The sequence below is a fragment of the Enterobacter cloacae complex sp. IR5428 genome, from assembly GCF_049238585.1.
GTDB classification, from domain to species: Bacteria; Pseudomonadota; Gammaproteobacteria; order Enterobacterales; family Enterobacteriaceae; genus Enterobacter; species Enterobacter intestinihominis.
The window spans coordinates 15824-38435 of the sequence record NZ_JBMKHV010000018.1 but is presented as its reverse complement, the minus strand read 5'-3'; the positions used below and the strand labels follow the sequence as shown (position 1 = coordinate 38435).

Genomic DNA, 22612 nt, shown 5'->3' with positions numbered 1-22612 from the left:
TTTCAGGCACGCTACCGCCCTTGGCTTTCAGTTACCAATCCACTGACTAAACAATGCGTTATGGTTAGACACCCTCTTGGATCAGGCCTTTTGAGAAATATATCCGCCACCTTATACGGGTGATTGATAATGTATAACCTTCACCAAAGACTGAAACAAAAATAGCAACAAGGAGATTTAACATTTGATGCTGGAAGAATTGTTGCAGCTAACCTAATAGCAGGCAAGGAGACAACCGTCCTAATATTCGTTTTTAAGATTAATATTAAGAGCAAAGTTTTGAGCTTTTCGGATTTTCTTTATATTGACAAAATAGAGCGCCAGACCATTTATTGCGATATATCCTAAATATCGTCTTTTGTAATTAAATCTTCGCAATTACCTTATTTACACAGCCCCGCAAATGGGTTTTACCTGAGTGTAGCATTAAGAGAAATCTCACCCCGGCATTGCAATTTCCGTCTGCTTTATCCATGATCGAAGTGTGACATTAGTCATATAACAGAAGGTATTGCATTTACTATGGAATGGATTGCCGATCCATCAATCTGGGCCGGGCTGGTGACGCTGGTCGTCATCGAATTAGTGCTCGGCATTGATAACCTGGTGTTTATCGCCATCCTTGCCGATAAATTACCCCCTTCACAACGCGACCGCGCCCGCGTGACGGGTCTTCTGCTCGCCATGGTGATGCGTCTGCTGTTACTGGCCTCAATATCATGGCTGGTCACGCTCACCAAACCCTTATTCAGCGTGCAGGGTCTGAGCTTTAGCGCCCGCGACCTGATCATGCTTTTCGGCGGATTGTTCCTGCTGTTCAAAGCCACGGTTGAGCTTAATGAGCGGCTGGAAGGAAAAGACAGTGAAAACCCCACCCAGCGACGCGGCGCTAAATTCTGGCCGGTGGTCGCGCAGATAGTGGTGCTGGATGCCGTCTTTTCTCTCGACTCCGTGATTACGGCCGTCGGGATGGTTGACCATCTGGCGGTGATGATGGCCGCCGTGATCATTGCCATCACCCTGATGGTGCTCGCCAGTAAAGCCCTGACGCGCTTCGTGAACAGTCACCCGACTATCGTCATTCTCTGTCTGAGCTTCCTGCTGATGATTGGCTTTAGCCTGGTGGCGGATGGTTTTGGCTTCCATATCCCGAAAGGATATCTGTACGCTGCCATTGGTTTCTCGGTGCTTATTGAGTTTCTTAACCAGCTGGCCATTTTCAACCGCCGCCGTTTTCTTTCCGCGAACCAGACATTACGACAGCGCACCGCAGATACGGTGATGCGCCTGCTGAGCGGCAAAAAAGAGGATGCCGAGCTGGATGCTGAATCCGCTGCGATGCTAGCCGACCACAGCGACGGGCAGATCTTCAACCCGCAGGAACGCCGGATGATAGAGCGCGTGCTTAACCTCAACCAGCGCTCGGTCAGCAGTATCATGACCTCCCGCCACGACATTGAGCATATTGACCTGACGGCACCGGAAGAGCAGATCCGTGCCCTGCTGGATAAAAACCAGCACACCCGCGTGGTGGTGACCGGCGGAGAAGAGGAAGAAGAGCTGCTGGGCGTGGTACACGTGATTGACCTGCTGCAACAGCAGCTTCACGGTGAGCCGCTCAACCTGCGCGCGCTGGTGCGCCAGCCGCTGGTCTTCCCGGAAGCGCTGCCGCTGCTCTCCGCGCTGGAGCAGTTCCGCAACGCGCGTACCCACTTCGCGTTTGTCGTTGATGAGTTTGGTTCTGTGGAAGGGCTGGTGACGCTCAGCGACGTGATGGAAACCATCGCCGGTAATCTGCCTAATGAGGTGGATGAGATCGATGCACGCCACGATATTCAGAAAAACGCAGACGGCAGCTGGACCGCCAACGGCCATATGCCGCTCGAAGATCTGGTGCAGTTCGTTCCGCTTCCGCTGGACGAGAAGCGCGAATACCACACCATCGCCGGTTTGCTGATGGAATATCTGCAACGTATTCCGCAGCCGGGCGAAGAGGTCCAGGTGGGGGATTACATGATCAAAACCTTGCAGGTAGAGAGCCATCGCGTGCAGAAGGTGCAGCTGATACCGCTGCGCGGTGAAGATGAGATGGATTTTGAGGTGTAAAAAAGCCGGGTGGCGCTTCGCTTACCCGGCCTACGGTGTCTGGCTTTTGTAGGCCGGGTAAGGCGAAGCCGCCACCCGGCACAACAGGCATCAGAGCTTATCGAGCAACTTTTTCACGTCCTTACCAGACTGAGACTCTTTATTGCGGTCCGCCCAGTCATTCAGCCGACGTTTCGCTTCATCCTGAAGGTGCTTACGCAGGATCTGATCGACCTGCAAACTGTAATTCAGTTCCTGCCATTTTCCGTACACGCGCAGCGGTATCGGCGTCTGTTTCAGGAACTCGACAAGCTGGCCTTCCCCTTCCCAGCCAGCCTTCACGCGGACGTTGAAGCGGGTGTCAACCGTCTCTTTCACCAGATCCAGCGCGCCGTTTCCGGTCAGCGCCAGCAGGGACGAGATTCCCTGCATCTCGTCGAGCGAGAGCTGACCGTTGTCAAGGGCAAGCTCGCTGGTAAAGCTGTCGAGACGGGTTGCGCTGTCGTAGTTTTCATTCGCCTTCACGCTGCTGCTGCGCTCTACCGCCTGCTGCACCAGTTGCTGGAAGTTCAGCCCTTCCATGCGCGAATCTTTTAGCTCAACGTGCGCCTGCCCCTTCCAGCTACGACGGAAGGCATCCGCATCAATCTTCGTGCCGGAGAAATCCCCGGCCAGCGACAGCTGCCCCGTGAGGGAAATCGGGTAATTAAAGGCTTTCAGGATGGTGCCAATCTCAACGTTTTCCAGACGCGGCTGGAACGCGGCGCTGGCAACGTCTTTACGTACGTCCAGCGTGCCCGGCAGGGAGAGATTTCCTGCCCCCATTTTTCCGCTGAGCTCAGAGATGACCAGCAGGCCGTTGTGGTTGAACATCTGGCTGTTGACGTCAGTAAAATCAATCCCACGCCAGCGCACGCTATTCGCTTTCAGCAGAATGTCGGCGGTAAATCCGCGCAGACCATTGTAGTCAGGCAGATCGAGACTGGAGGAGATCACCGGACGCGACTGCGTGACCTGGCTTTGCCCTCCCTGCGCGACACCCTCATCGGTCGCATTCACCGTTTGGGCCGCGAGCAGGTTCTCAAGGTTCAGCTTGTCGAATTGCAGATCCAACACCCACTTGGGTTTTTCATCAAGCGTGACGCTCGCCTGCCCCTTCAGGGAACTGTCGTTGGCCTGGAGGTTGAGCGCGTTCAGTTCGAGCTGTTTGCGCTCCTCGTGCCACACCGCCTGCATCGTGCCCTGGCCGGCGATCCCCTTCGCGGGTAAATCCGCGCCGGTCAGCTGCCAGTTGACCTGCTGAACGTCCGCCGTCAGCTGGTGCGGGTAGTCAGAGGCGTTCACGTTCGCATTCATCGACAGGTTGAGATCGCGCTGATTACGGTTGATCCGCCCGGAGAACTCCATGGTCGCGTGATGGTTGGCGTCCTGCTCCATCTTGAGGTTGATATTACGGACGGTGATCTGTTCGTCATCCTCATGCTGGAAAACCAGCACGCTGTCAGCAACTTTCAGATTACCAATATCGAAAGACCAGCCGGTGTCAGACGGAACGTCAGGCAAAGTATTTTCACGCGGTGCGACCGGAGCATTCGCCTGACGAACGGCTTCGGTTTGTGGCGTAAGTTGAATCACCGCCCCTTTCAGCATCACCTGTTCAACCTGGAGCTGATGGGATAAGAGCGGGATGAGCGCGACATCAAGACGCATGTTATCCGCCGTAACAAGCGGCTGCGCGGCGCCCGGCGCGGTGAGCGACATACGTCCGGAGAGAATGCTGAGCTGCGGCCAGACGTGCCAGCGCAGCGGCCCGTCCAGCTTGAGTTCATACCCGCTGCGCGCTTCAACCTGCCGCACCATGTAGGCCCGGAAGTCATTCGGGTTAACCAGCAGCACCAACGCTGAAAGGCCAGCCACCAGCACCACCAGCAAAATCATCAGCGTTGTCAGAACTCTTCTCATGGCTTCCTCAGTGAACTCACAGATCAGTCTTTATCGATACGGCTGGCAACCGCACCCTGCTGGTCGCGATATTTTGCGTCCTGACGGCGGTTATAAGGACGGTCTGCCGGGCCGGTCAGCGGTTCGAAGCTCAACGCACCGATCATCATTCCCGGGCGAAGCGCCAGCGGCAGTTTACCGGCGTTAAAGAACTCCAGCACGATACGGCCAGACCAGCCCGGATCGATACGGTGCGCGGTGACGTGCACCATCAGGCCCAGACGCGCCAGAGAAGAGCGTCCGTCAAGCCAGCCGACCAGATCCGCAGGCAGCGTGACCGATTCAAAGGTCACCGCCAGCGCCAGTTCGCCAGGATGGAGATAAAACGCCTCTCCTTCTTCGATGACGATTTCGTCACTCATGACGCGATCCAGCGCCGCACTGACTTCGTCTTTCGGCCCGCTGAGGTCGATAAACGGTGCCGTGTGGCCGCTGAAGGTGCGGAACTTATTCCCCAGACGTACATCGACGGTCACGCCGTTAATACGCTCAACCGGCGGACGCGGGGTGATAGACAGGCGGCCTTCATCCAGCCAGGCTTCTATATCGCGGTCACAAAGACGCATGGCACTTTCTCCTTTCGTGCATCGCGCCCTGAATCCTTACGGCGTCAGGGCAAAACCAGGTTATCTCTGAACGGTACACAATTCACACGGCTTATTCAAAAAACTGACTGATTTTCGCTTTTAAGATATCAATGGCAATACGGTTTTTACCGCCGCGAGGCACAATAATATCGGCGTATTGTTTAGAAGGCTCAATAAATTGCAGGAACATCGGGCGAACGGTTTTCTGATACTGCGCCATCACGGAGTCCATGGAGCGACCGCGTTCGTTAACGTCGCGTTTAATACGCCGCATCAGGCAGATATCCAGCGGGGTATCGACGAAAATCGAGAAGTTCATTGATTCGCGCAGACGGGCGTCGGTGAGCAGCAAAATCCCTTCAAGGATAATCACCTTCTTGGGCTCAATGCGGATCGTTTCCTGGGTGCGGGTATGTTCCACGTAACTGTAGACGGGCAGCTCAATCGCCTCGCCGCGCTTCAGCGCTTCCAGATGCTGGAACAGCAGGCTGTGATCCATCGCACTGGGGTGGTCGTAGTTGGTTTTTACGCGCTCTTCCATCGAAAGATGGGATTGATCTTTGTAATAGCTATCTTCGGGAATAACACCGATATGCTCATCACCCACTTGTTCACGCAGTTCGCGATAAAGCGTACTGGCAATAAGACTTTTACCTGAAGCCGATGCGCCGGCAATGCCTATGATGACGCACTGATGAGACTTATCAGTCATAAATTTAGCGACCTGATTAACCTGGATGTAAGGAAGGACGACGCCGGAGCGTCAAACGCGGCAATTATAGGGATTTCGGGGGCGTGATACCAGTCGAATGCGCAGGTTATGCGAGGCGGGCTGAAAAGCGCCGTTTCACGCCTTTAGCGAAATTTTTACGCACGGATTTTCACCATTTCATCCCCCTTCTTCGCAGAGTAACTATTTTATAAGTCTATGAAGTCAAAATCTGAGCACTCAGCATATGAATTGTAAAATGTTTGTACTAGCATAAACCAAATTAATGATTTCACGCGTCCGGAGCTGGCTCCTGACAACACGGCGTCCCTGGATAGAGCGGTAATGAATAAACAATACCAGCGGGTTTTGGTTACTACCCCACATCCTTTACTGCGGCTTGTCTGTCTGGGTCTGGTCACGTTCATCTTCACCTTATTTTCCCTTGAGCTGACTCGCTTCGGTACGCTGCTGGCGCCATTGTGGTTCCCGACCTCCATTATGATGGTGGCGTTTTACCGCCATGCGGGAAAAATGTGGCCCGGCATCGCCCTCGCCTGCTCCTTTGGCAATATTTTTGCCTCGTGGATGCTCTTTTCATGGGAAACAATCAACTTAACCTACACAGCAATCAATATTATTGAGGCCTGTGTTGGTGCGGTGTTGCTGCGTAAGCTGCTCCCCTGGTATAACCCGCTGCAAAACCTCAACGACTGGATACGCCTTGCCCTCGGCAGCGCCCTGGTGCCGCCGCTGGTGGGCGGCATTCTGGTTCATTTTCTGGTGCCAGGCGCGGAGCCGCTGCGTAATTTTCTGTTTTGGGTACTTTCAGAAGCCATTGGCGCGCTGGCGCTTGTACCGTTAGGTCTGCTGTTTAAACCGCATTACTTGCTGCGCCACCGCAACCCGAGACTTCTGCTGGAAACGCTGGTGACCCTGGTCGTTACGCTGGTTCTTAGCTGGACGGCAATCACCTGGCTGCCGTGGCCGTTCACCTGCATCATCGTTTTGCTGATGTGGAGCGCGGTACGCCTGCCGCGAATGGAAGCATTCCTGATTTTTTTATTCACCATCATGATGGTGTCCTTGATGATGGCGCGAAACCCGCCCTCCATGACACCTTCAAACATGATGGTGACCTTCAACGCGCCATGGCTTCCCTTCCTGATGATGCTGCTCCCCGCCAACATTATGACGATGGTGATGTATGCCTTCCGGGCCGAGCGTAAACATATTACGGAAAGCGAAGAACGTTTTCGTAATGCGATGGAATATTCCGCCATTGGTATGGCGCTGGTGGGCATTGAGGGCCAGTGGCTTCAGGCCAACAAGGCGCTGTGCAATTTCCTCGGTTACAGTCAGTCTGAGCTTCAGTCGCTCACGTTCCAGCAGTTAACCTGGCCGGTAGATTTAAATACCGACCTGGAGCAGTTGCAACAGCTGATTAACGGGGAGATCAACAGCTACAGCCTCGAAAAACGCTACTACACCCGCAGCGGCGAGGTGGTGTGGGCGCTGCTGGCCGTTTCCGTTGTGCGCCATGCCGACGGTACGCCGCTCTACTTTATTGCCCAGATTGAAGATATCAACGACCTGAAACAGACCGAGTGGGTGAATAAGCGTCTGATGGAGCGTATCACCCTCGCGAACGAAGCCGGCGGCATCGGGATCTGGGAGTGGGATCTCGAGCCGGACGTGATCAGCTGGGATAAACGGATGTTTGAGCTGTACGAGATCCCCCCGCACATTAAACCCACCTGGCAGCTCTGGCATGCGGCCATGGTGCCTGAAGATCGTGCGCACGCCGAACAGGTACTGCGTGAGTCACTCCAGGCCAGGGTGCCTTTCAAGCTGGAATTTCGCATTAGCGTCAAGGATGGCATTCGCCACATTCGTTCGCTGGCGAACCGGGTGCTGAACAAACAGGGCGAAGTGGAGCGGCTGTTAGGGATCAACATGGATATGACCGAGGTGAAGCAGTTGAACGAGGCGCTGTTCCAGGAAAAAGAGCGCCTGCATATCACCCTCGACTCCATCGGCGAAGCGGTGCTGTGCACCGATATCGACATGAACATCACCTTTATGAACCCGGTCGCCGAGAAGATGAGCGGCTGGTCGCAAAGCGAAGCGCTGGGTCAGCCCGTTCTGAAGGTGCTGCACATTACCTTCGGCGAGAACGGCCCGTTAATGGAAAACATCCACAGCGGCGATATGTCCCGTACCGATATCGAACAGGATGTGGTGCTTAACTGCCGGAATGGAGGCAGTTTCGACATTCATTACAGCATTACCCCGCTCAGCACCCTGGAGGGGCACGCTATCGGCTCGGTGCTGGTGATTCAGGATGTCACCGAGTCGCGCAAAATGCTGCGCCAGCTGAGCTACAGCGCTTCCCATGACGCCCTTACCCACCTGGCGAACCGCGTCAGTTTTGAAAACCATCTTAAGCGCCTGTTGCAGACGGTACAGGAGACCCATCAGCGTCACGCGCTGGTCTTTATCGATCTTGACCGTTTTAAGGCGGTGAACGATACCGCAGGCCACGCGGCGGGCGACGCGCTCCTGCGCGAACTCTCTTCGCTGATGCTGACCATGCTGCGCTCCAGCGACGTGCTGGCGCGTCTGGGCGGCGACGAGTTTGGCCTGCTGCTGCCGGACTGCAACGTCGAAAGCGCACGCTATATTGCGGGCCGGTTGATCGACGCCATCAACAACTATCATTTTTCCTGGGAAGGACGCCTGCACCGCATCGGCGCCAGCGCGGGGATCACATTGATTGACGACGCTAATTATCAGACAGCGGAAGTGATGTCTCAGGCCGATATCGCCTGTTACGCCTCGAAAAACAGCGGGCGCGGTGTGGTCACCGTCTATGAACCCCAGCAGGAGCGGATCCACAGCACGCGCAGCATGATGTCGCTGGATGAGCAGTGGCACATGATCAAAGATAATCATCTGCTGATGATCGCCCGCAGCGTCGCCTCACCGCGCATTCCCGAGAGCAGTAGCTTCTGGCTGATTTCCCTGCGGTTGTGGACCAGCCAGGGGGAAGTGCTGGAAGAGCATGCCTTCCGCGCCGGGCTGGCGGAGCCGGAGCTGCTGCACGCCCTTGACCGACGTATATTCAGCGAATTTTTCCGTACCTATGCCGCACAGGTGGCGGCCAAAGGGATGGGCGTCGCGCTGCCGCTCTCAGAAGCGGGTTTAGCCAGCGTCACGCTGGTGGATGAGCTGCTCGACCTGATCACCAGAGGTCCGCTGCCGGCGCGGCTGCTGCATCTGGCGATCGCCGTTGATGTGCTGAGCAATACGGATGAAAACGTGCAGCAGGGTCTGCAAAAGCTTCGTCAGGCTGGCTGTCGCGTGGTGCTGACCCGGGTTGGACGCGATATGAACGTCTTCAGCCAGCTCAGCGCCAACACCGCTGATTATCTGCTGCTGGATGCAGACGTGGTGACCAACGTCCACGGCAATCTGATGGATGAGATGATGGTGACCATCATTCAGGGCCACGCCCAGCGTCTGGGCATAAAAACCATTGCCGGGCCATGCCATCAGTCGATCATGATGAATACGCTGTCGGGCATCGGCATTGACTTTATTTACGGCGACACCATCGGGGAAGCGCAGCCGCTCGATCTACTGCTGAATACCAGCTATTTCGCCATCAACTGACGGCGACCAGCCGTCGGTGTACCAGATATGTAACAGCGCATACGAGCGCCACGGCTGCCAGCGCTCGGCATAGCGACGGATCTGCGCGGGCGTCATACCGGCAAAGCGCTGTTTAATGAGATAATCATCCGGCAGGAATACATCCTTCGCCTGCCAGCCGCGCAAGGCCAGATAATTTGCGGTCCAGCGCCCGATGCCGGGGCGCTGCTGTAGCGCCTTCATCCCGGCCTCGACGTTCGCAGGCGGGAACAGCGGGAATTCACCGTCCACCACCGACTGCGCCAGATGAATCAACGACTCCGCACGCTTGAGCGGCATCCCAAGGGCTTTCAACGCCAGCGGATCCACCGCGGCCAGTACCTCTGGCGGAGGAAAACAGAGGTAGCCCGGCGCGTCCTGGATGGGTTCACCGCACAGCGCCACCACTCTTGACGCCAGTTTTGCCGCCATCGCCACGCTCACCAGTTGCCCGAGAATGGCGCGCACGCCCTGCTCATAGGCATCCATCGCGCCCGGCAAACGTAACCCCGGCCGCGCCGCGCCGAGGTCGCCCAGGGACTGCGCAATTCTTAGCGGGTCGCAATCAAGATCGAACAGGCGGGCAATGCGATCCAGGCAAATATCCGCCACCGGGATCAGGCCAGGGCTGAGCGACACCGCCAGCGTATGGGTTGCGCTGTCTGGCACAACCCGAAATATGCCCTGATGCCCCGCATAGCCAAAACTGCGTTCGTAGTAATCCTCCGTAACGGTCTCAACCCCTGTGACCGCACGCGCGGCAAAAAAGCCAAACATCCACTGCCAGTCGTAGGGCGGTTGCCAGTTCAGGGTGAACATCGTATCTCCTTTTGTATTTACCTCAGCATAAACCGAAAGATCGCGTTGCGCCTTGCTTTCATATTCCTGTTGTCGCCTGGCAGACATTTCGCTAAAGTCTCGCCCCTTCTCACCGGCATGGGGATTTATTGTGTTTATTGGATTCGACTACGGCACCGCAAACTGCTCGGTTGCGATAATGCAAAACGGACAACCACAGCTCCTGAAAATGGAAAACGGCAGTACGCTGTTGCCGTCAATGCTCTGTGCGCCCACGCGTGAAGCGGTGAGCGAGTGGCTGTTCCGCCATCATCAGGTTCCGGCCACGGCGGCGGAAACCCAGGCGCTGCTGCGCCGTGCGGTCAGCTTTAACCGCGAGGAAGATATCGACGTTACCCCTTCCAGCGTGCAGTTCGGCCTCTCTTCCCTCGGGCAGTACATTGAAGACCCGGAAGAGGTCTACTTCGTTAAATCGCCGAAATCCTTCCTTGGCGCCAGCGGCCTGAAGCCACAGCAGGTGGCGATGTTTGAAGATCTGGTCTGCGCGATGATGCTGCACATCCGCAATCAGGCGCAATCCCAGGTGCCGGATGCCATCACCCAGGCGGTGATTGGCCGTCCGATCAACTTCCAGGGGCTGGGCGGCGACGAAGCCAACCAGCAGGCGCAGGGGATCCTTGAGCGTGCAGCGCACCGGGCTGGCTTCCGTGACGTGGTGTTCCAGTATGAGCCGGTTGCGGCGGGGCTGGATTTTGAAGCCACGCTGACGGAAGAGAAACGGGTGCTGGTGGTGGACATCGGCGGTGGTACGACGGACTGTTCATTACTGCTGATGGGTCCGCAGTGGCATCATCGTCGCGATCGTGAAAACAGCCTGCTGGGGCACAGCGGCTGCCGCGTGGGCGGTAACGATCTGGATATCGCCCTGGCATTCAAGAGCCTGATGCCGCTGCTCGGCATGGGCGGTCAAACCGAGAAAGGCATCGCCCTGCCGATCCTGCCATGGTGGAATGCGATTGCCATCAACGACGTCCCTGCCCAGAGTGATTTTTACAGCACCGCGAATGGGCGTTTCCTTAACGATCTGGTGCGTGATGCGCAGGATGCAGAGAAGGTCGCGCTGCTGTATAAGGTGTGGCGTCAGCGTCTGAGCTACCGGGTGGTGCGCACCGCCGAAGAGAGCAAAATCGCCCTTTCCGATCGTCCTGAGCATGCGGTTACGCTGCCGTTTATCAGGGACGATCTGGCTACGGCTATCACCCAGGAAGGGCTGGAAATGGCGCTGGCTCAGCCGCTACAGCGTATTCTGGAGCAGGTGCAGCTGGCGCTTGAGAATGGCAAAGAGAAACCGGACGTGATTTACCTGACCGGCGGTAGCGCCCGTTCCCCGCTGATCAAGAAAGCGCTGGCGGAACAGCTGCCGGGGATCCCGATTGCCGGCGGCGATGACTTTGGCTCCGTTACGGCAGGGCTGGCGCGCTGGGCGCAGGTGGTGTTTAGCTAATGGAGTTGTGCCGGGTGGCGCTGCGCTTACCCGGCCTACGGTTCGAGGATCTTGTAGGCCGGGTAAGGCGAAGCCGCCACCCGGCGAAACAACGCACCACACTCAGACCATTCCTGACAGTCTTCCATATTTCCTCCATTTTTCCGCTGTGTTACCTGACTAAACTAGTATCATTCCCCGAAAGTGTTTCAGGACGAGAACGTATAACGATGAAAGGCAGTAACAAATCCCGCTGGGCAATCGCCGTTGGTCTGATTGTGGTGGTCCTGGCCGCCGCCTGGTACTGGCACAGCCAGTCCGCGAACTCCACGGCACCTGCTGGCGCCAATAGCCCCTCACAACGTCCAACGGGCGGCGGGCGCCACGGTATGCGCGGCGCGGCGCTGGCACCGGTGCAGGCGGCAACGGCGGTGAATAAAGCGGTGCCTCGTTATCTCTCCGGGCTGGGAACCATTACCGCCGCCAACACCGTGACGGTACGTAGCCGCGTGGACGGTCAGCTGATGGCCATCCACTTCCAGGAAGGCCAGCAGGTGAAAGCCGGCGATCTGCTGGCGGAAATCGACCCAAGCCAGTTTAAGGTGGCCCTGGCGCAGGCGCAGGGGCAGCTCGCGAAAGACAAAGCCACCCTCGCCAATGCCCGCCGCGATTTAGCCCGCTATCAGCAGCTGGTAAAAACCAACCTCGTGTCGCGCCAGGAGCTGGATACCCAGCAGTCTCTGGTCAGTGAATCTCAGGGCACCATCAAGGCCGACGAAGCCGCGGTCGCCAGCGCCCAGCTCCAGCTCGACTGGAGCCGGATCACCGCGCCGATTGACGGCCGCGTGGGCCTGAAACAGGTTGATATCGGCAACCAAATCTCCAGCGGCGACACCACGGGCATCGTGGTGATCACCCAAACGCACCCTATCGATCTCGTCTTTACCCTGCCGGAAAGCGACATTGCGACGGTGATACAGGCGCAGAAGGCCGGAAATGCGCTGGTGGTTGAAGCCTGGGATCGCACCAACAAGCAGAAGCTGAGCGAAGGTTTGCTACTTAGCCTGGATAACCAGATCGATACCACCACCGGCACCATCAAGCTTAAAGCACGCTTCAACAATCAGGACGATGCCCTGTTCCCGAATCAGTTCGTCAATGCGCGAATGCTGGTCGCGACCGAAGAAAACGCCGTGGTTATCCCGACTGCGGCCCTGCAAATGGGCAGTGAAGGCAACTTTGTCTGGGTGCTGAACAGCGAAAACAAGGTCAGCAAACATCTGGTGAAAACCGGGATCCAGGACAGTCAGACGGTGGTGATCAGTGCAGGGCTGTCCGCTGGCGACCGCGTCGTAACCGACGGTATTGACCGTCTGACCGAAGGGGCGCAGGTCGAGGTGGTGGAAGCGCAAAATACAGGAGCAAAAGCCTGATGCAGGTGATGCCGCCGAGCTCTACAGGTGGGCCATCACGCCTGTTTATCTTACGTCCGGTTGCGACGACCCTGTTGATGGTGGCGATCCTGCTGGCCGGGATCATTGGCTACCGTTTTCTGCCCGTGTCGGCGCTGCCGGAAGTGGACTACCCGACCATTCAGGTTGTCACCCTCTATCCGGGCGCCAGTCCGGATGTGGTGACGTCCGCCATCACCGCCCCGCTGGAGCGTCAGTTTGGCCAGATGTCTGGCCTGAAGCAGATGTCCTCCCAGAGCTCCGGCGGCGCCTCGGTCGTCACGCTTCAGTTCCAGCTCACGCTGTCGCTGGACGTCGCCGAGCAGGAGGTGCAGGCCGCGATTAACGCCGCCACTAACCTGCTGCCGTCTGACCTGCCGAATCCTCCGGTTTACAGCAAGGTCAACCCGGCAGACCCGCCGATCATGACGCTTGCCGTCACCTCCTCCGCCATGCCGATGACGCAGGTGGAAGACATGGTCGAAACCCGCGTGGCGCAGAAGATTTCGCAGGTGACCGGCGTCGGGCTGGTGACGCTGGCGGGCGGTCAACGCCCCGCTGTGCGCGTTAAGCTCAATGCTCAGGCCATTGCCGCGCTGGGGTTAACCAGCGAAACCATTCGCACCGCCATCAGCAGCGCCAACGTTAACTCAGCGAAGGGCTCGCTCGACGGCCCAACCCGTGCGGTTACGCTCTCCGCCAACGACCAGATGCAGTCCGCCGATGAGTACCGTCAGCTGATTGTGGCCTATCAAAACGGCGCGCCGATCCGCCTCGGCGACGTGGCAACCGTCGAACAAGGCGCGGAAAACAGCTGGCTCGGGGCGTGGGCCAATAAGCAGCAGGCGATTGTCATGAACGTTCAGCGCCAGCCGGGCGCGAACATTATTGATACCGCCGACAGCATTCGCACCATGCTGCCGCAGCTGGTGGAAAGCCTGCCAAAATCGGTGAGCGTGAAAGTGCTTTCTGACCGCACCACGAATATTCGCGCCTCGGTGTCAGACACCCAGTTCGAGCTGATGCTGGCGATTGCGCTGGTTGTGATGATCATCTACCTGTTCCTGCGCAACGTTCCGGCAACCATCATTCCCGCCGTCGCCGTGCCGCTCTCGCTGGTCGGGACGTTTGCGGTGATGGTGTTCCTCGACTTTTCGATTAATAACCTGACGCTGATGGCGCTCACCATCGCCACCGGGTTCGTGGTGGACGATGCCATCGTGGTCATCGAGAACATCTCGCGCTATATCGAAAAAGGTGAAAAGCCCTTAGCCGCCGCGCTGAAGGGCGCAGGAGAAATTGGCTTTACCATCATCTCGCTCACCTTCTCGCTGATTGCGGTGCTGATCCCGCTGCTGTTTATGGGCGATATCGTCGGGCGGCTGTTCCGCGAGTTTGCCGTGACGCTGGCGGTCGCCATTCTGATCTCTGCCGTGGTGTCGCTGACGCTGACGCCGATGATGTGCGCCCGCATGCTGAGCCACGAATCTTTGCGCAAGCAAAACCGCTTCTCGCGCGCCTCCGAGCGGATGTTCGAGCGCATTATCGCCGCCTACGGCCGCGTGCTGGCGAAAGTCCTGAACCATCCCTGGGCGACGCTCGGCGTGGCGCTCGGCACCCTGGCGCTCAGCGTGATGCTGTGGATTTTCATTCCGAAAGGCTTCTTCCCGATTCAGGACAACGGCATTATTCAGGGCACGCTTCAGGCGCCGCAGACGGTCTCCTTCGCCAACATGGCGCAGCGCCAGCAGCAGGTGTCTGAGATCATCATGAAAGATCCGGCGGTGGAAAGCCTGACCGCCTACGTGGGCGTGGACGGCACCAACCCGTCGCTCAACAGCGCGCGCCTGCAAATTAACCTTAAACCGCTCGATGACCGCGACGATCGCGTCAACGCGGTAATTGAGCGACTGCAAAGCGCGGTGGCCCGCGTGCCGGGCATTGAGCTGTATCTGCAACCGATCCAGGATTTAACCATTGATACGCAGGTGAGCCGCACGCAGTACCAATTTACGCTCCAGGCCACCTCGCTTGATGCACTCAGCACCTGGGTGCCGCAGCTGGTGGATAAGCTGAAAGCACTGCCGCAGGTTTCTGACGTCAGCAGCGACTGGCAGGATAAAGGGCTGGCGGCGTACGTGAACGTCAACCGCGACACCGCCAGCCGTCTGGGCATTACCATGTCCGACGTGGATAACGCCCTGTATAACGCCTTTGGTCAGCGACTGATCTCCACCATTTACACCCAGGCCAACCAGTATCGCGTGGTGCTGGAACATAACACCGAGAACACGCCCGGGCTTGCCGCGCTGGACTCAATACGCCTGACCAGCAAAGACGGCGGGATTGTGCCGCTCAGCGCCATTGCCAGCGTGGAAGAGCGCCACACCCCGCTGTCGATTAACCATCTCGATCAGTTCCCGTCCACCACCATTTCGTTCAACGTGCCGGACGGGTATTCCCTGGGCGAAGCGGTGGAGGCCATTCTGGGCGCGGAGAAAGAACTCAGCTTCCCGTCCGATATTCAGACCCAGTTCCAGGGCAGTACGCTGGCGTTCCAGGCCGCGCTGGGCAGCACCGTCTGGCTGATTGTCGCGGCGGTGGTGGCGATGTATATCGTGCTTGGCGTGCTGTATGAGAGTTTCATCCACCCGATCACCATCCTCTCCACCCTGCCGACGGCGGGCGTGGGGGCGCTGCTGGCGCTGATGCTGGCGGGGAGCGAACTGGACGTGATTGCGATCATCGGCATCATCCTGCTTATCGGCATCGTGAAGAAAAACGCCATCATGATGATCGACTTTGCGCTGGCCGCCGAGCGCGAGCAGGGTATGGCGCCGCGCGAGGCCATTTACCAGGCCTGCCTGCTGCGTTTTCGCCCGATCCTGATGACCACTCTCGCCGCCCTGCTGGGCGCGCTGCCGCTGATGCTGAGCACCGGCGTGGGGGCCGAACTGCGCCGTCCGCTGGGCATCGGCATGGTCGGCGGTCTGCTCGTGAGCCAGGTGCTGACGCTGTTTACCACGCCGGTTATCTACCTGCTGTTTGACCGTCTGGCCCTGTGGACGAAAAGCCGCTTCCCGAAACGTGAAGAGGAGGCGTAAGTGAAGTTTTTCGCCCTCTTCATTTACCGTCCGGTGGCGACGATTTTACTCTCCGTCGCTATCACCCTGTGCGGCGTGCTCGGCTTCCGGCTGCTGCCGGTGGCCCCGCTGCCGCAGGTCGATTTCCCGGTGATCATGGTCAGCGCCTCGCTGCCGGGTGCTTCGCCGGAAACCATGGCCTCATCGGTGGCGACGCCGCTTGAGCGATCGCTTGGGCGGATTGCCGGGGTTAACGAGATGACCTCCAGCAGTTCGCTGGGCAGCACGCGCATCATTCTGGAATTTAACTTCGACCGGGATATCAACGGTGCGGCGCGCGACGTGCAGGCCGCGATTAACGCCGCCCAAAGCCTGCTGCCGAGCGGCATGCCGAGCCGTCCAACCTACCGCAAGGCCAACCCGTCCGATGCGCCGATCATGATCCTGACGCTTACGTCAGAGACCTACTCCCAGGGCGAGCTGTACGATTTTGCCTCCACCCAGCTGGCGCAAACCATCGCCCAGATTGACGGCGTGGGTGACGTGGATGTCGGCGGCAGCTCCTTGCCCGCCGTGCGCGTGGGGCTGAATCCGCAGGCGCTGTTTAATCAGGGCGTGTCGCTGGACGACGTGCGATCCGCCATCAGCAACGCCAACGTGCGTAAGCCGCAGGGCGCGATTGAGGACAGCAGCCACCGCTGGCAAATCCAGACCAACGACGAGCTGAAAACCGCCGCCGAGTATCAGCCGTTGATTATTCACTACAACAACGGCGCGGCGGTGCGCCTGAGCGACGTCGCCAGCGTCACCGATTCGGTGCAGGACGTGCGTAACGCCGGGATGACCAATGCCAAACCGGCGATTTTGCTGATGATCCGCAAGCTGCCGGAAGCCAACATCATTCAGACGGTGAACAGCATCCGCGCGCGGCTGCCGGAGCTTCAGGAAACCATTCCGGCGGCCATCGATCTCCAGATTGCGCAGGACCGCTCCCCCACCATCCGCGCCTCGCTTGAAGAGGTAGAGCAAACGCTGATCATCTCCGTCGCGCTGGTAATTCTGGTGGTGTTCCTGTTCCTGCGCTCGGGGCGCGCCACGCTGATCCCGGCGGTAGCGGTCCCGGTATCGCTGATAGGCACCTTTGCCGCCATGTACCTGTGCGGGTTTAGCCTTAACAACCTGTCGCTGATGGCGCTGACGATTGCCACCGGGTTTGTGGTGGATGATGCCATCGTGGTGCTGGAGAATATCTCGCGTCATCTGGAAGCGGGCATGAAGCCGCTCCAGGCGGCGCTTCAGGGGACGCGCGAAGTGGGCTTCACGGTCCTGTCCATGAGCCTGTCGCTGGTGGCGGTGTTCCTGCCGCTGCTGCTGATGGGCGGCCTGCCGGGGCGACTGCTGCGCGAATTTGCCGTCACGCTCTCCGTCGCCATTGGTATCTCACTGGTGATTTCGCTGACGCTAACGCCGATGATGTGCGGCTGGATGCTAAAGCGCAGCCAACCACACTCACAGCCGCGCAGGAAAGGCTTTGGCCACGTCCTGATGGCGATGCAGTCCGGCTACGGCAAATCGCTGAAATGGGTGCTGAACCACACGCGTATTGTCGGGCTGGTGCTTATCGCCACCATCGGGCTCAACGTCTGGATGTATATCACCATCCCGAAAACCTTCTTCCCGGAGCAGGATACCGGCGTGCTGATGGGCGGTATTCAGGCAGACCAGAGCATTTCGTTCCAGGCGATGCGCGGCAAGCTTCAGGACTTTATGAAAATCATCCGGGAAGATCCGGCCGTAGACAACGTTACCGGCTTTACCGGCGGCTCGCGCGTTAACAGCGGGATGATGTTTATTACCCTTAAGCCGCGCGGTGAACGTCACGAAACGGCGCAGCAGATCATTGACCGCTTGCGGGTGAAGCTCGCCAAAGAGCCGGGGGCGAACCTGTTTTTGATGGCCGTTCAGGATATCCGCGTCGGCGGACGACAGGCTAACGCCAGCTATCAGTACACCCTGCTCTCGGATGACTTAGCCGCCCTGCGCGAGTGGGAGCCGAAGATCCGTAAAGCGCTGGCCGCGCTGCCGCAGCTGGCGGACGTGAACTCCGACAGCCAGAACAACGGCGCGGAGATGGCGCTCACCTACGATCGTGAAACTATGGCCCGCCTGGGCATTAACGTGGAGGCGGCCAACAGCCTGCTTAACAACGCCTTCGGGCAGCGTGAAGTCTCCACCATCTATCAGCCGATGAACCAGTACAAGGTGGTAATGGAAGTTGATCCGCGCTACACCCAGGACATCAGCGCGCTGGACAAGATGTTTGTGATCAATGATGACGGCAAGGCGATCCCGCTGTCGTACTTCGCCAGCTGGCAGCCGTCGAACGCGCCGCTGTCGGTGAACCACCAGGGGCTTTCCGCCGCCTCGACCGTGTCGTTTAACCTGCCAACCGGCTCGTCGCTGTCTGAGGCCAGCGATGCCATTAACCGCGCCATGACCCAGCTTGGGGTGCCCTCCTCCGTGCGCGGCAGCTTTGCCGGTACGGCGCAGGTGTTCCAGGACACCATGAACTCGCAGGTCATTTTGATCCTGGCGGCCATTGCCACGGTGTACATCGTGCTGGGCGTGCTGTACGAAAGCTACGTGCATCCGTTGACCATTCTCTCCACGCTTCCCTCTGCGGGCGTGGGGGCGCTGCTGGCGCTGGAGCTGTTCGGTGCTCCATTCAGCCTCATCGCGCTCATTGGGATCATGCTATTAATAGGTATTGTGAAGAAAAACGCGATAATGATGGTCGACTTTGCCCTGGACGCCCAGCGCAACGGCAACCTGACGCCGGACGAGGCGATATTCCAGGCCTGTCTGCTGCGTTTTCGCCCGATCATGATGACTACGCTGGCCGCGCTGTTCGGCGCACTGCCGCTGGTCATATCCGGCGGTGACGGCTCTGAACTGCGCCAGCCGCTGGGGATCACGATCGTTGGCGGCCTGGTGATGAGCCAGTTGCTGACGCTCTACACCACGCCGGTAGTCTATCTGTTCTTTGACCGCCTGCGGCTGCGTTTTTCGCGTAAAAAGAGAACCACGGTGACCGAGTAAATGACCGACCTACCCAGTAACGTTCGCTGGCAATTGTGGATCGTCGCGTTCGGCTTCTTTATGCAGTCGCTGGACACGACCATCGTGAACACAGCCCTCCCCTCAATGGCGAAAAGCCTGGGGGAGAGCCCGCTGCACATGCATATGGTGATTGTCGCCTACGTGCTGACGGTCGCCGTGATGCTGCCCGCCAGCGGCTGGCTGGCGGATAAAGTCGGCGTGCGAAACATCTTTTTCACCGCCATTGTGCTGTTTACCACCGGCTCGCTGTTTTGCGCCCAGGCCAATACCCTTGACCAGCTGGTGATGGCGCGCGTGCTACAGGGCGTCGGCGGCGCGATGATGGTGCCCGTCGGGCGGTTAACGGTGATGAAAATTGTTCCGCGCGCGCAGTATATGGCGGCGATGACCTTCGTCACCCTGCCCGGTCAGGTCGGCCCGCTGCTGGGCCCGGCGCTGGGCGGTATTCTGGTGGAGTATGCCTCCTGGCACTGGATCTTCCTGATCAACCTGCCGGTCGGTATTATCGGCGCGATTGCCACCCTGACACTGATGCCGAACTATAAAATGCAGACCCGGCGCTTTGATTTCTTTGGCTTCATCCTGCTGGCAGCTGGCATGGCGACGCTCACCCTGGCGCTCGACGGGCAAAAAGGGCTGGGGATCTCCTCCCTGTCGCTCGCCCTGCTGGTAGCGCTGGGTGTCACCGCCATTCTCTGGTATCTGTGGCATGCCAGAGGCAACGCTAACGCGCTGTTTAGCCTGAACCTGTTCAAGAATCCCACCTACCGTCTTGGTCTGTTCGGCAGCTTTGCCGGACGCATCGGCAGCGGCATGTTGCCGTTTATGACGCCGGTATTTTTACAGATTGGGATGGGCTTCTCGCCGTTCCATGCCGGGCTGATGATGATCCCGATGGTGCTCGGCAGCATGGGGATGAAGCGTATTGTGGTGCAGGTGGTAAACCGCTTTGGCTATCGCCGGGTGCTAGTGGCCGCCACGCTCGGGCTGGCGCTGGTTAGTCTGCTGTTTATGACCGTGGCGCTGCTGGGCTGGTACTACATCCTGCCACTGGTGCTGTTCTGCCAGGGGATCATCAACTCCATGCGCTTCTCGTCGATGAACACCCTGACGCTGAAAGATCTGCCGGACGAACTGGCGAGCAGTGGTAACAGCCTGCTGTCGATGATCATGCAGCTCTCTATGAGCGTGGGGGTCACGGTCGCCGGATTGCTGCTCGGCATGTACGGTCAGCACCATCTCAGCGCCGACACCCCCGTCGCGCATCAGGTCTTTTTATACACTTACCTCAGCATGGCGGTAATTATCGCCCTGCCCGCTTTTATCTTTGCCAGAGTACCGAATGACACGACCAAAAACGTCGTGATCCGACGCGGCAAAAGGAGTGCACCATGAAATTCTGGCGTCCGGGCATCACCGGTAAGCTTTTTGTGGCGATTTTCGCCACCTGTATCGTCCTGCTGATTACCATGCACTGGGCGGTGCGGGTCAGCTTTGAGCGCGGCTTTATTGACTACATCAAGCACGGTAACGAACAGCGCTTACAGGGCTTAAGCGACGCGCTGGGGGAACAGTATAGCCTGCACGGTAACTGGCGTTTTCTGCGCAATAACGATCGTTTTATATTTCAAATTCTGCGCTCGCTGGAGCACGATAATGACGACGACCGCCCGGGGCCGGGCATGCCGCCGCACGGCTGGCGCACCCAGTTCTGGGTGATCGATCAGGAGATGCACGTGCTCGTTGGCCCGCGCTCGCCGGTACCGCCGGACGGTACAAAGCGCGCCATTACCTCGAACGGCGCCACGGTGGGCTGGGTTATTGCCTCGCCGGTCGAGCGGCTGACGCGCAACACCGACATCAACTTTGATCGCCAGCAGCGCCAGACCAGCTGGCTGATTGTCGCGCTTTCTACCCTGCTTGCGGCGCTCGCCACCTTCCCGCTGGCGCGTGGCCTGCTGGCGCCGGTAAAACGCCTGGTGGAAGGCACGCATAAGCTGGCGGCGGGTGATTTCTCGACCCGCGTGGACACCCGCAGTCAGGATGAACTGGGCAAGCTGGCGCAGGACTTCAACCAGCTCGCCAGCACGCTGGAGAAAAACCAGCAGATGCGCCGCGACTTTATGGCCGACATTTCGCACGAGCTGCGCACCCCACTGGCGGTGCTGCGCGGTGAGCTGGAGGCGATTCAGGACGGCTTGCGGCAGTTCACCCCCGAATCCGTGGCCTCGCTACAGGCGGAAGTCGGTACGCTGACCAAACTGGTGGACGATCTGCATCAGCTTTCCATGTCCGATGAAGGCGCCCTGGCCTACCAGAAAGCCCCAATCGACGTGATCAATATCCTTGAAGTCGTGACCGGCGCGTTCCGCGAACGCTTCGCCAGCCGTGACCTGAAAATCAACCTCTCGCTGCCTGACAGCGCGGTGGTATTCGGTGACAGAGATCGCCTGATGCAGCTGTTCAATAATCTGCTGGAGAACAGCCTCCGCTACACCGACGGCGGCGGCGGGTTGCATATCTCCGGCAAGCAGGAAAACGGGCGCTTTGCCCTGACCTTTGCGGACTCCGCCCCTGGCGTGAAGGATGCGCAGCTGGAAAAACTGTTCGAGCGCTTCTATCGCACCGAAGGTTCACGCAACCGCGCCAGCGGCGGCTCCGGCCTTGGCCTGGCGATTTGCGTTAATATTGTGGAGGCCCACGGCGGCACCATCCGCGCCGCCCATTCGCCTTTTGGCGGGGTTAGCATTACAGTAGAGTTACCTCTGGAACGGGATTTATCGAGGGAAGCATGACCGAGTTACCGATTGACGACAACACACCGCGTATTTTGATTGTGGAAGACGAGCCTAAACTTGGGCAACTGCTGATCGACTATTTGCGCGCTGCGAGCTATGCGCCAACGCTTATCAGCCACGGCGACCAGGTGCTGCCCTACGTGCGCCAGACGCCGCCGGATCTGATCCTGCTGGATCTGATGCTGCCGGGTACCGACGGCCTAACCCTGTGCCGCGAAATTCGTCGTTTCTCCGATGTGCCCATCGTGATGGTGACGGCCAAAATCGAAGAGATCGATCGTCTGCTGGGGCTCGAAATCGGCGCCGACGATTACATCTGCAAGCCTTACAGCCCGCGGGAGGTGGTCGCTCGCGTGAAAACCATCCTCCGCCGCTGCAAGCCGCAGCGTGAATTGCAGGTGCTGGATGCGCAAAGCCCGCTGATCGTCGACGAAAGCCGCTTCCAGGCGAGCTGGCGCAGCAAACTATTGGATCTCACCCCCGCGGAGTTCCGCCTGCTGAAAACCCTCTCCCACGAGCCGGGAAAAGTGTTTTCCCGCGAACAGCTGCTCAACCATCTGTATGACGATTACCGCGTGGTGACCGACCGCACCATCGACAGTCACATCAAAAACCTGCGCCGCAAGCTGGAGGCGCTGGACGCCGACCAGTCGTTTATTCGCGCGGTGTACGGCGTGGGGTATCGCTGGGAAGCGGATGCCTGCAGGATTGCCTGACAACATTCTCCCCTCACCCTGCCCTCTCCCCAGGGGGGAGAGGGTGTTTTAGTCCCCTCTCCCCCCTGGGGAGAGGGTTAGGGTGAGG

The 22612-nt window shown here is 58.5% G+C and carries 13 protein-coding genes; 9 read left to right on the top strand and 4 right to left on the bottom strand.

What is annotated here, in order from left to right:
* Positions 1–522: 522 nt before the first annotated feature.
* Positions 523–2106 carry a TerC family protein gene (locus ACOTXC_RS20165; protein WP_015572372.1) on the top strand — a complete coding sequence of 528 codons (1584 nt, stop codon included), beginning with the start codon at positions 523–525 and terminating at the stop codon, positions 2104–2106.
* 90 nt (positions 2107–2196) lie between these two features.
* Here ACOTXC_RS20165 and asmA read toward each other — a convergent pair whose 3' ends face one another.
* From asmA to udk, 3 genes are all read right to left on the bottom strand, one after another.
* A complete protein-coding gene (asmA, locus tag ACOTXC_RS20160; RefSeq protein WP_421767928.1) occupies positions 2197–4047 on the bottom strand; it encodes an outer membrane assembly protein AsmA in 1851 nt (616 codons plus the stop codon).
* A 23-nt stretch (positions 4048–4070) separates the two neighbouring features.
* Complete coding sequence (gene dcd / locus ACOTXC_RS20155) at positions 4071–4652, bottom strand: dCTP deaminase (RefSeq protein ID WP_006811250.1); 582 nt, start codon at positions 4650–4652, stop codon at positions 4071–4073.
* 91 nt (positions 4653–4743) lie between these two features.
* On the bottom strand, positions 4744–5385 hold the full coding sequence (udk, locus tag ACOTXC_RS20150; RefSeq protein ID WP_000130320.1) for a uridine kinase: 642 nt from the start codon (positions 5383–5385) through the stop codon (positions 4744–4746).
* Positions 5386–5727: 342 nt separating this feature from the next.
* Here udk and ACOTXC_RS20145 point away from each other — a divergent pair, with 342 nt between their 5' ends.
* Positions 5728–9057, top strand: a complete 3330-nt coding sequence (locus ACOTXC_RS20145) for a diguanylate cyclase (protein WP_421767927.1) — start codon at positions 5728–5730, stop codon at positions 9055–9057.
* Here ACOTXC_RS20145 and alkA read toward each other — a convergent pair.
* On the bottom strand, positions 9022–9894 hold the full coding sequence (gene alkA / locus ACOTXC_RS20140) for a DNA-3-methyladenine glycosylase 2 (protein WP_284097706.1): 873 nt from the start codon (positions 9892–9894) through the stop codon (positions 9022–9024). The genes ACOTXC_RS20145 and alkA overlap by 36 nt on opposite strands.
* 130 nt (positions 9895–10024) lie before the next feature.
* Between alkA and yegD the strand changes: the two genes are divergently transcribed.
* The 7 genes from yegD (at position 10025) to baeR (ending at position 22524) form a co-directional block, all read left to right on the top strand.
* Positions 10025–11377 (top strand): molecular chaperone, encoded by a 1353-nt coding sequence (gene yegD, locus ACOTXC_RS20135; protein WP_023306578.1) that lies wholly within the window; start codon positions 10025–10027, stop codon positions 11375–11377.
* 209 nt (positions 11378–11586) lie between these two features.
* Positions 11587–12789: an MdtA/MuxA family multidrug efflux RND transporter periplasmic adaptor subunit gene (locus tag ACOTXC_RS20130; RefSeq protein WP_421767926.1), complete on the top strand. Its 1203-nt coding sequence runs from the start codon at positions 11587–11589 to the stop codon at positions 12787–12789.
* Positions 12789–15911 carry an MdtB/MuxB family multidrug efflux RND transporter permease subunit gene (locus ACOTXC_RS20125; RefSeq protein WP_023300557.1) on the top strand — a complete coding sequence of 1041 codons (3123 nt, stop codon included), beginning with the start codon at positions 12789–12791 and terminating at the stop codon, positions 15909–15911. The genes ACOTXC_RS20130 and ACOTXC_RS20125 overlap by 1 nt, the downstream gene beginning before the upstream one ends.
* The gene (mdtC, locus tag ACOTXC_RS20120; RefSeq protein WP_022648648.1) at positions 15912–18989 is read left to right on the top strand and encodes a multidrug efflux RND transporter permease subunit MdtC; all 3078 of its coding nucleotides are present in this window, start codon (positions 15912–15914) and stop codon (positions 18987–18989) included.
* Entirely contained in the window at positions 18990–20405 is a 1416-nt protein-coding gene (locus tag ACOTXC_RS20115) for an MFS transporter (RefSeq protein WP_032623937.1), read from the top strand.
* On the top strand, positions 20402–21805 hold the full coding sequence (gene baeS / locus ACOTXC_RS20110; protein WP_023306582.1) for a two-component system sensor histidine kinase BaeS: 1404 nt from the start codon (positions 20402–20404) through the stop codon (positions 21803–21805). The genes ACOTXC_RS20115 and baeS overlap by 4 nt, the downstream gene beginning before the upstream one ends.
* Positions 21802–22524, top strand: a complete 723-nt coding sequence (gene baeR / locus ACOTXC_RS20105) for a two-component system response regulator BaeR (RefSeq protein ID WP_015572364.1) — start codon at positions 21802–21804, stop codon at positions 22522–22524. The genes baeS and baeR overlap by 4 nt, the downstream gene beginning before the upstream one ends.
* Positions 22525–22612 lie beyond the last annotated feature (88 nt).

Excerpts from the sequence above, each read along its gene's own strand:
- ACOTXC_RS20165 (WP_015572372.1), top strand. The coding sequence starts at position 523 with ATGGAATGGATTGCCGATCCATCAATCTGGGCCGGGCTGGTGACGCTG.
- asmA (WP_421767928.1), bottom strand. The coding sequence starts at position 4,047 with ATGAGAAGAGTTCTGACAACGCTGATGATTTTGCTGGTGGTGCTGGTG.
- dcd (WP_006811250.1), bottom strand. The coding sequence starts at position 4,652 with ATGCGTCTTTGTGACCGCGATATAGAAGCCTGGCTGGATGAAGGCCGC.
- udk (WP_000130320.1), bottom strand. The coding sequence starts at position 5,385 with ATGACTGATAAGTCTCATCAGTGCGTCATCATAGGCATTGCCGGCGCA.
- ACOTXC_RS20145 (WP_421767927.1), top strand. The coding sequence starts at position 5,728 with ATGAATAAACAATACCAGCGGGTTTTGGTTACTACCCCACATCCTTTA.
- alkA (WP_284097706.1), bottom strand. The coding sequence starts at position 9,894 with ATGTTCACCCTGAACTGGCAACCGCCCTACGACTGGCAGTGGATGTTT.
- ACOTXC_RS20130 (WP_421767926.1), top strand. The coding sequence starts at position 11,587 with ATGAAAGGCAGTAACAAATCCCGCTGGGCAATCGCCGTTGGTCTGATT.
- ACOTXC_RS20125 (WP_023300557.1), top strand. The coding sequence starts at position 12,789 with ATGCAGGTGATGCCGCCGAGCTCTACAGGTGGGCCATCACGCCTGTTT.
- ACOTXC_RS20115 (WP_032623937.1), top strand. The coding sequence starts at position 18,990 with ATGACCGACCTACCCAGTAACGTTCGCTGGCAATTGTGGATCGTCGCG.
- baeS (WP_023306582.1), top strand. The coding sequence starts at position 20,402 with ATGAAATTCTGGCGTCCGGGCATCACCGGTAAGCTTTTTGTGGCGATT.
- baeR (WP_015572364.1), top strand. The coding sequence starts at position 21,802 with ATGACCGAGTTACCGATTGACGACAACACACCGCGTATTTTGATTGTG.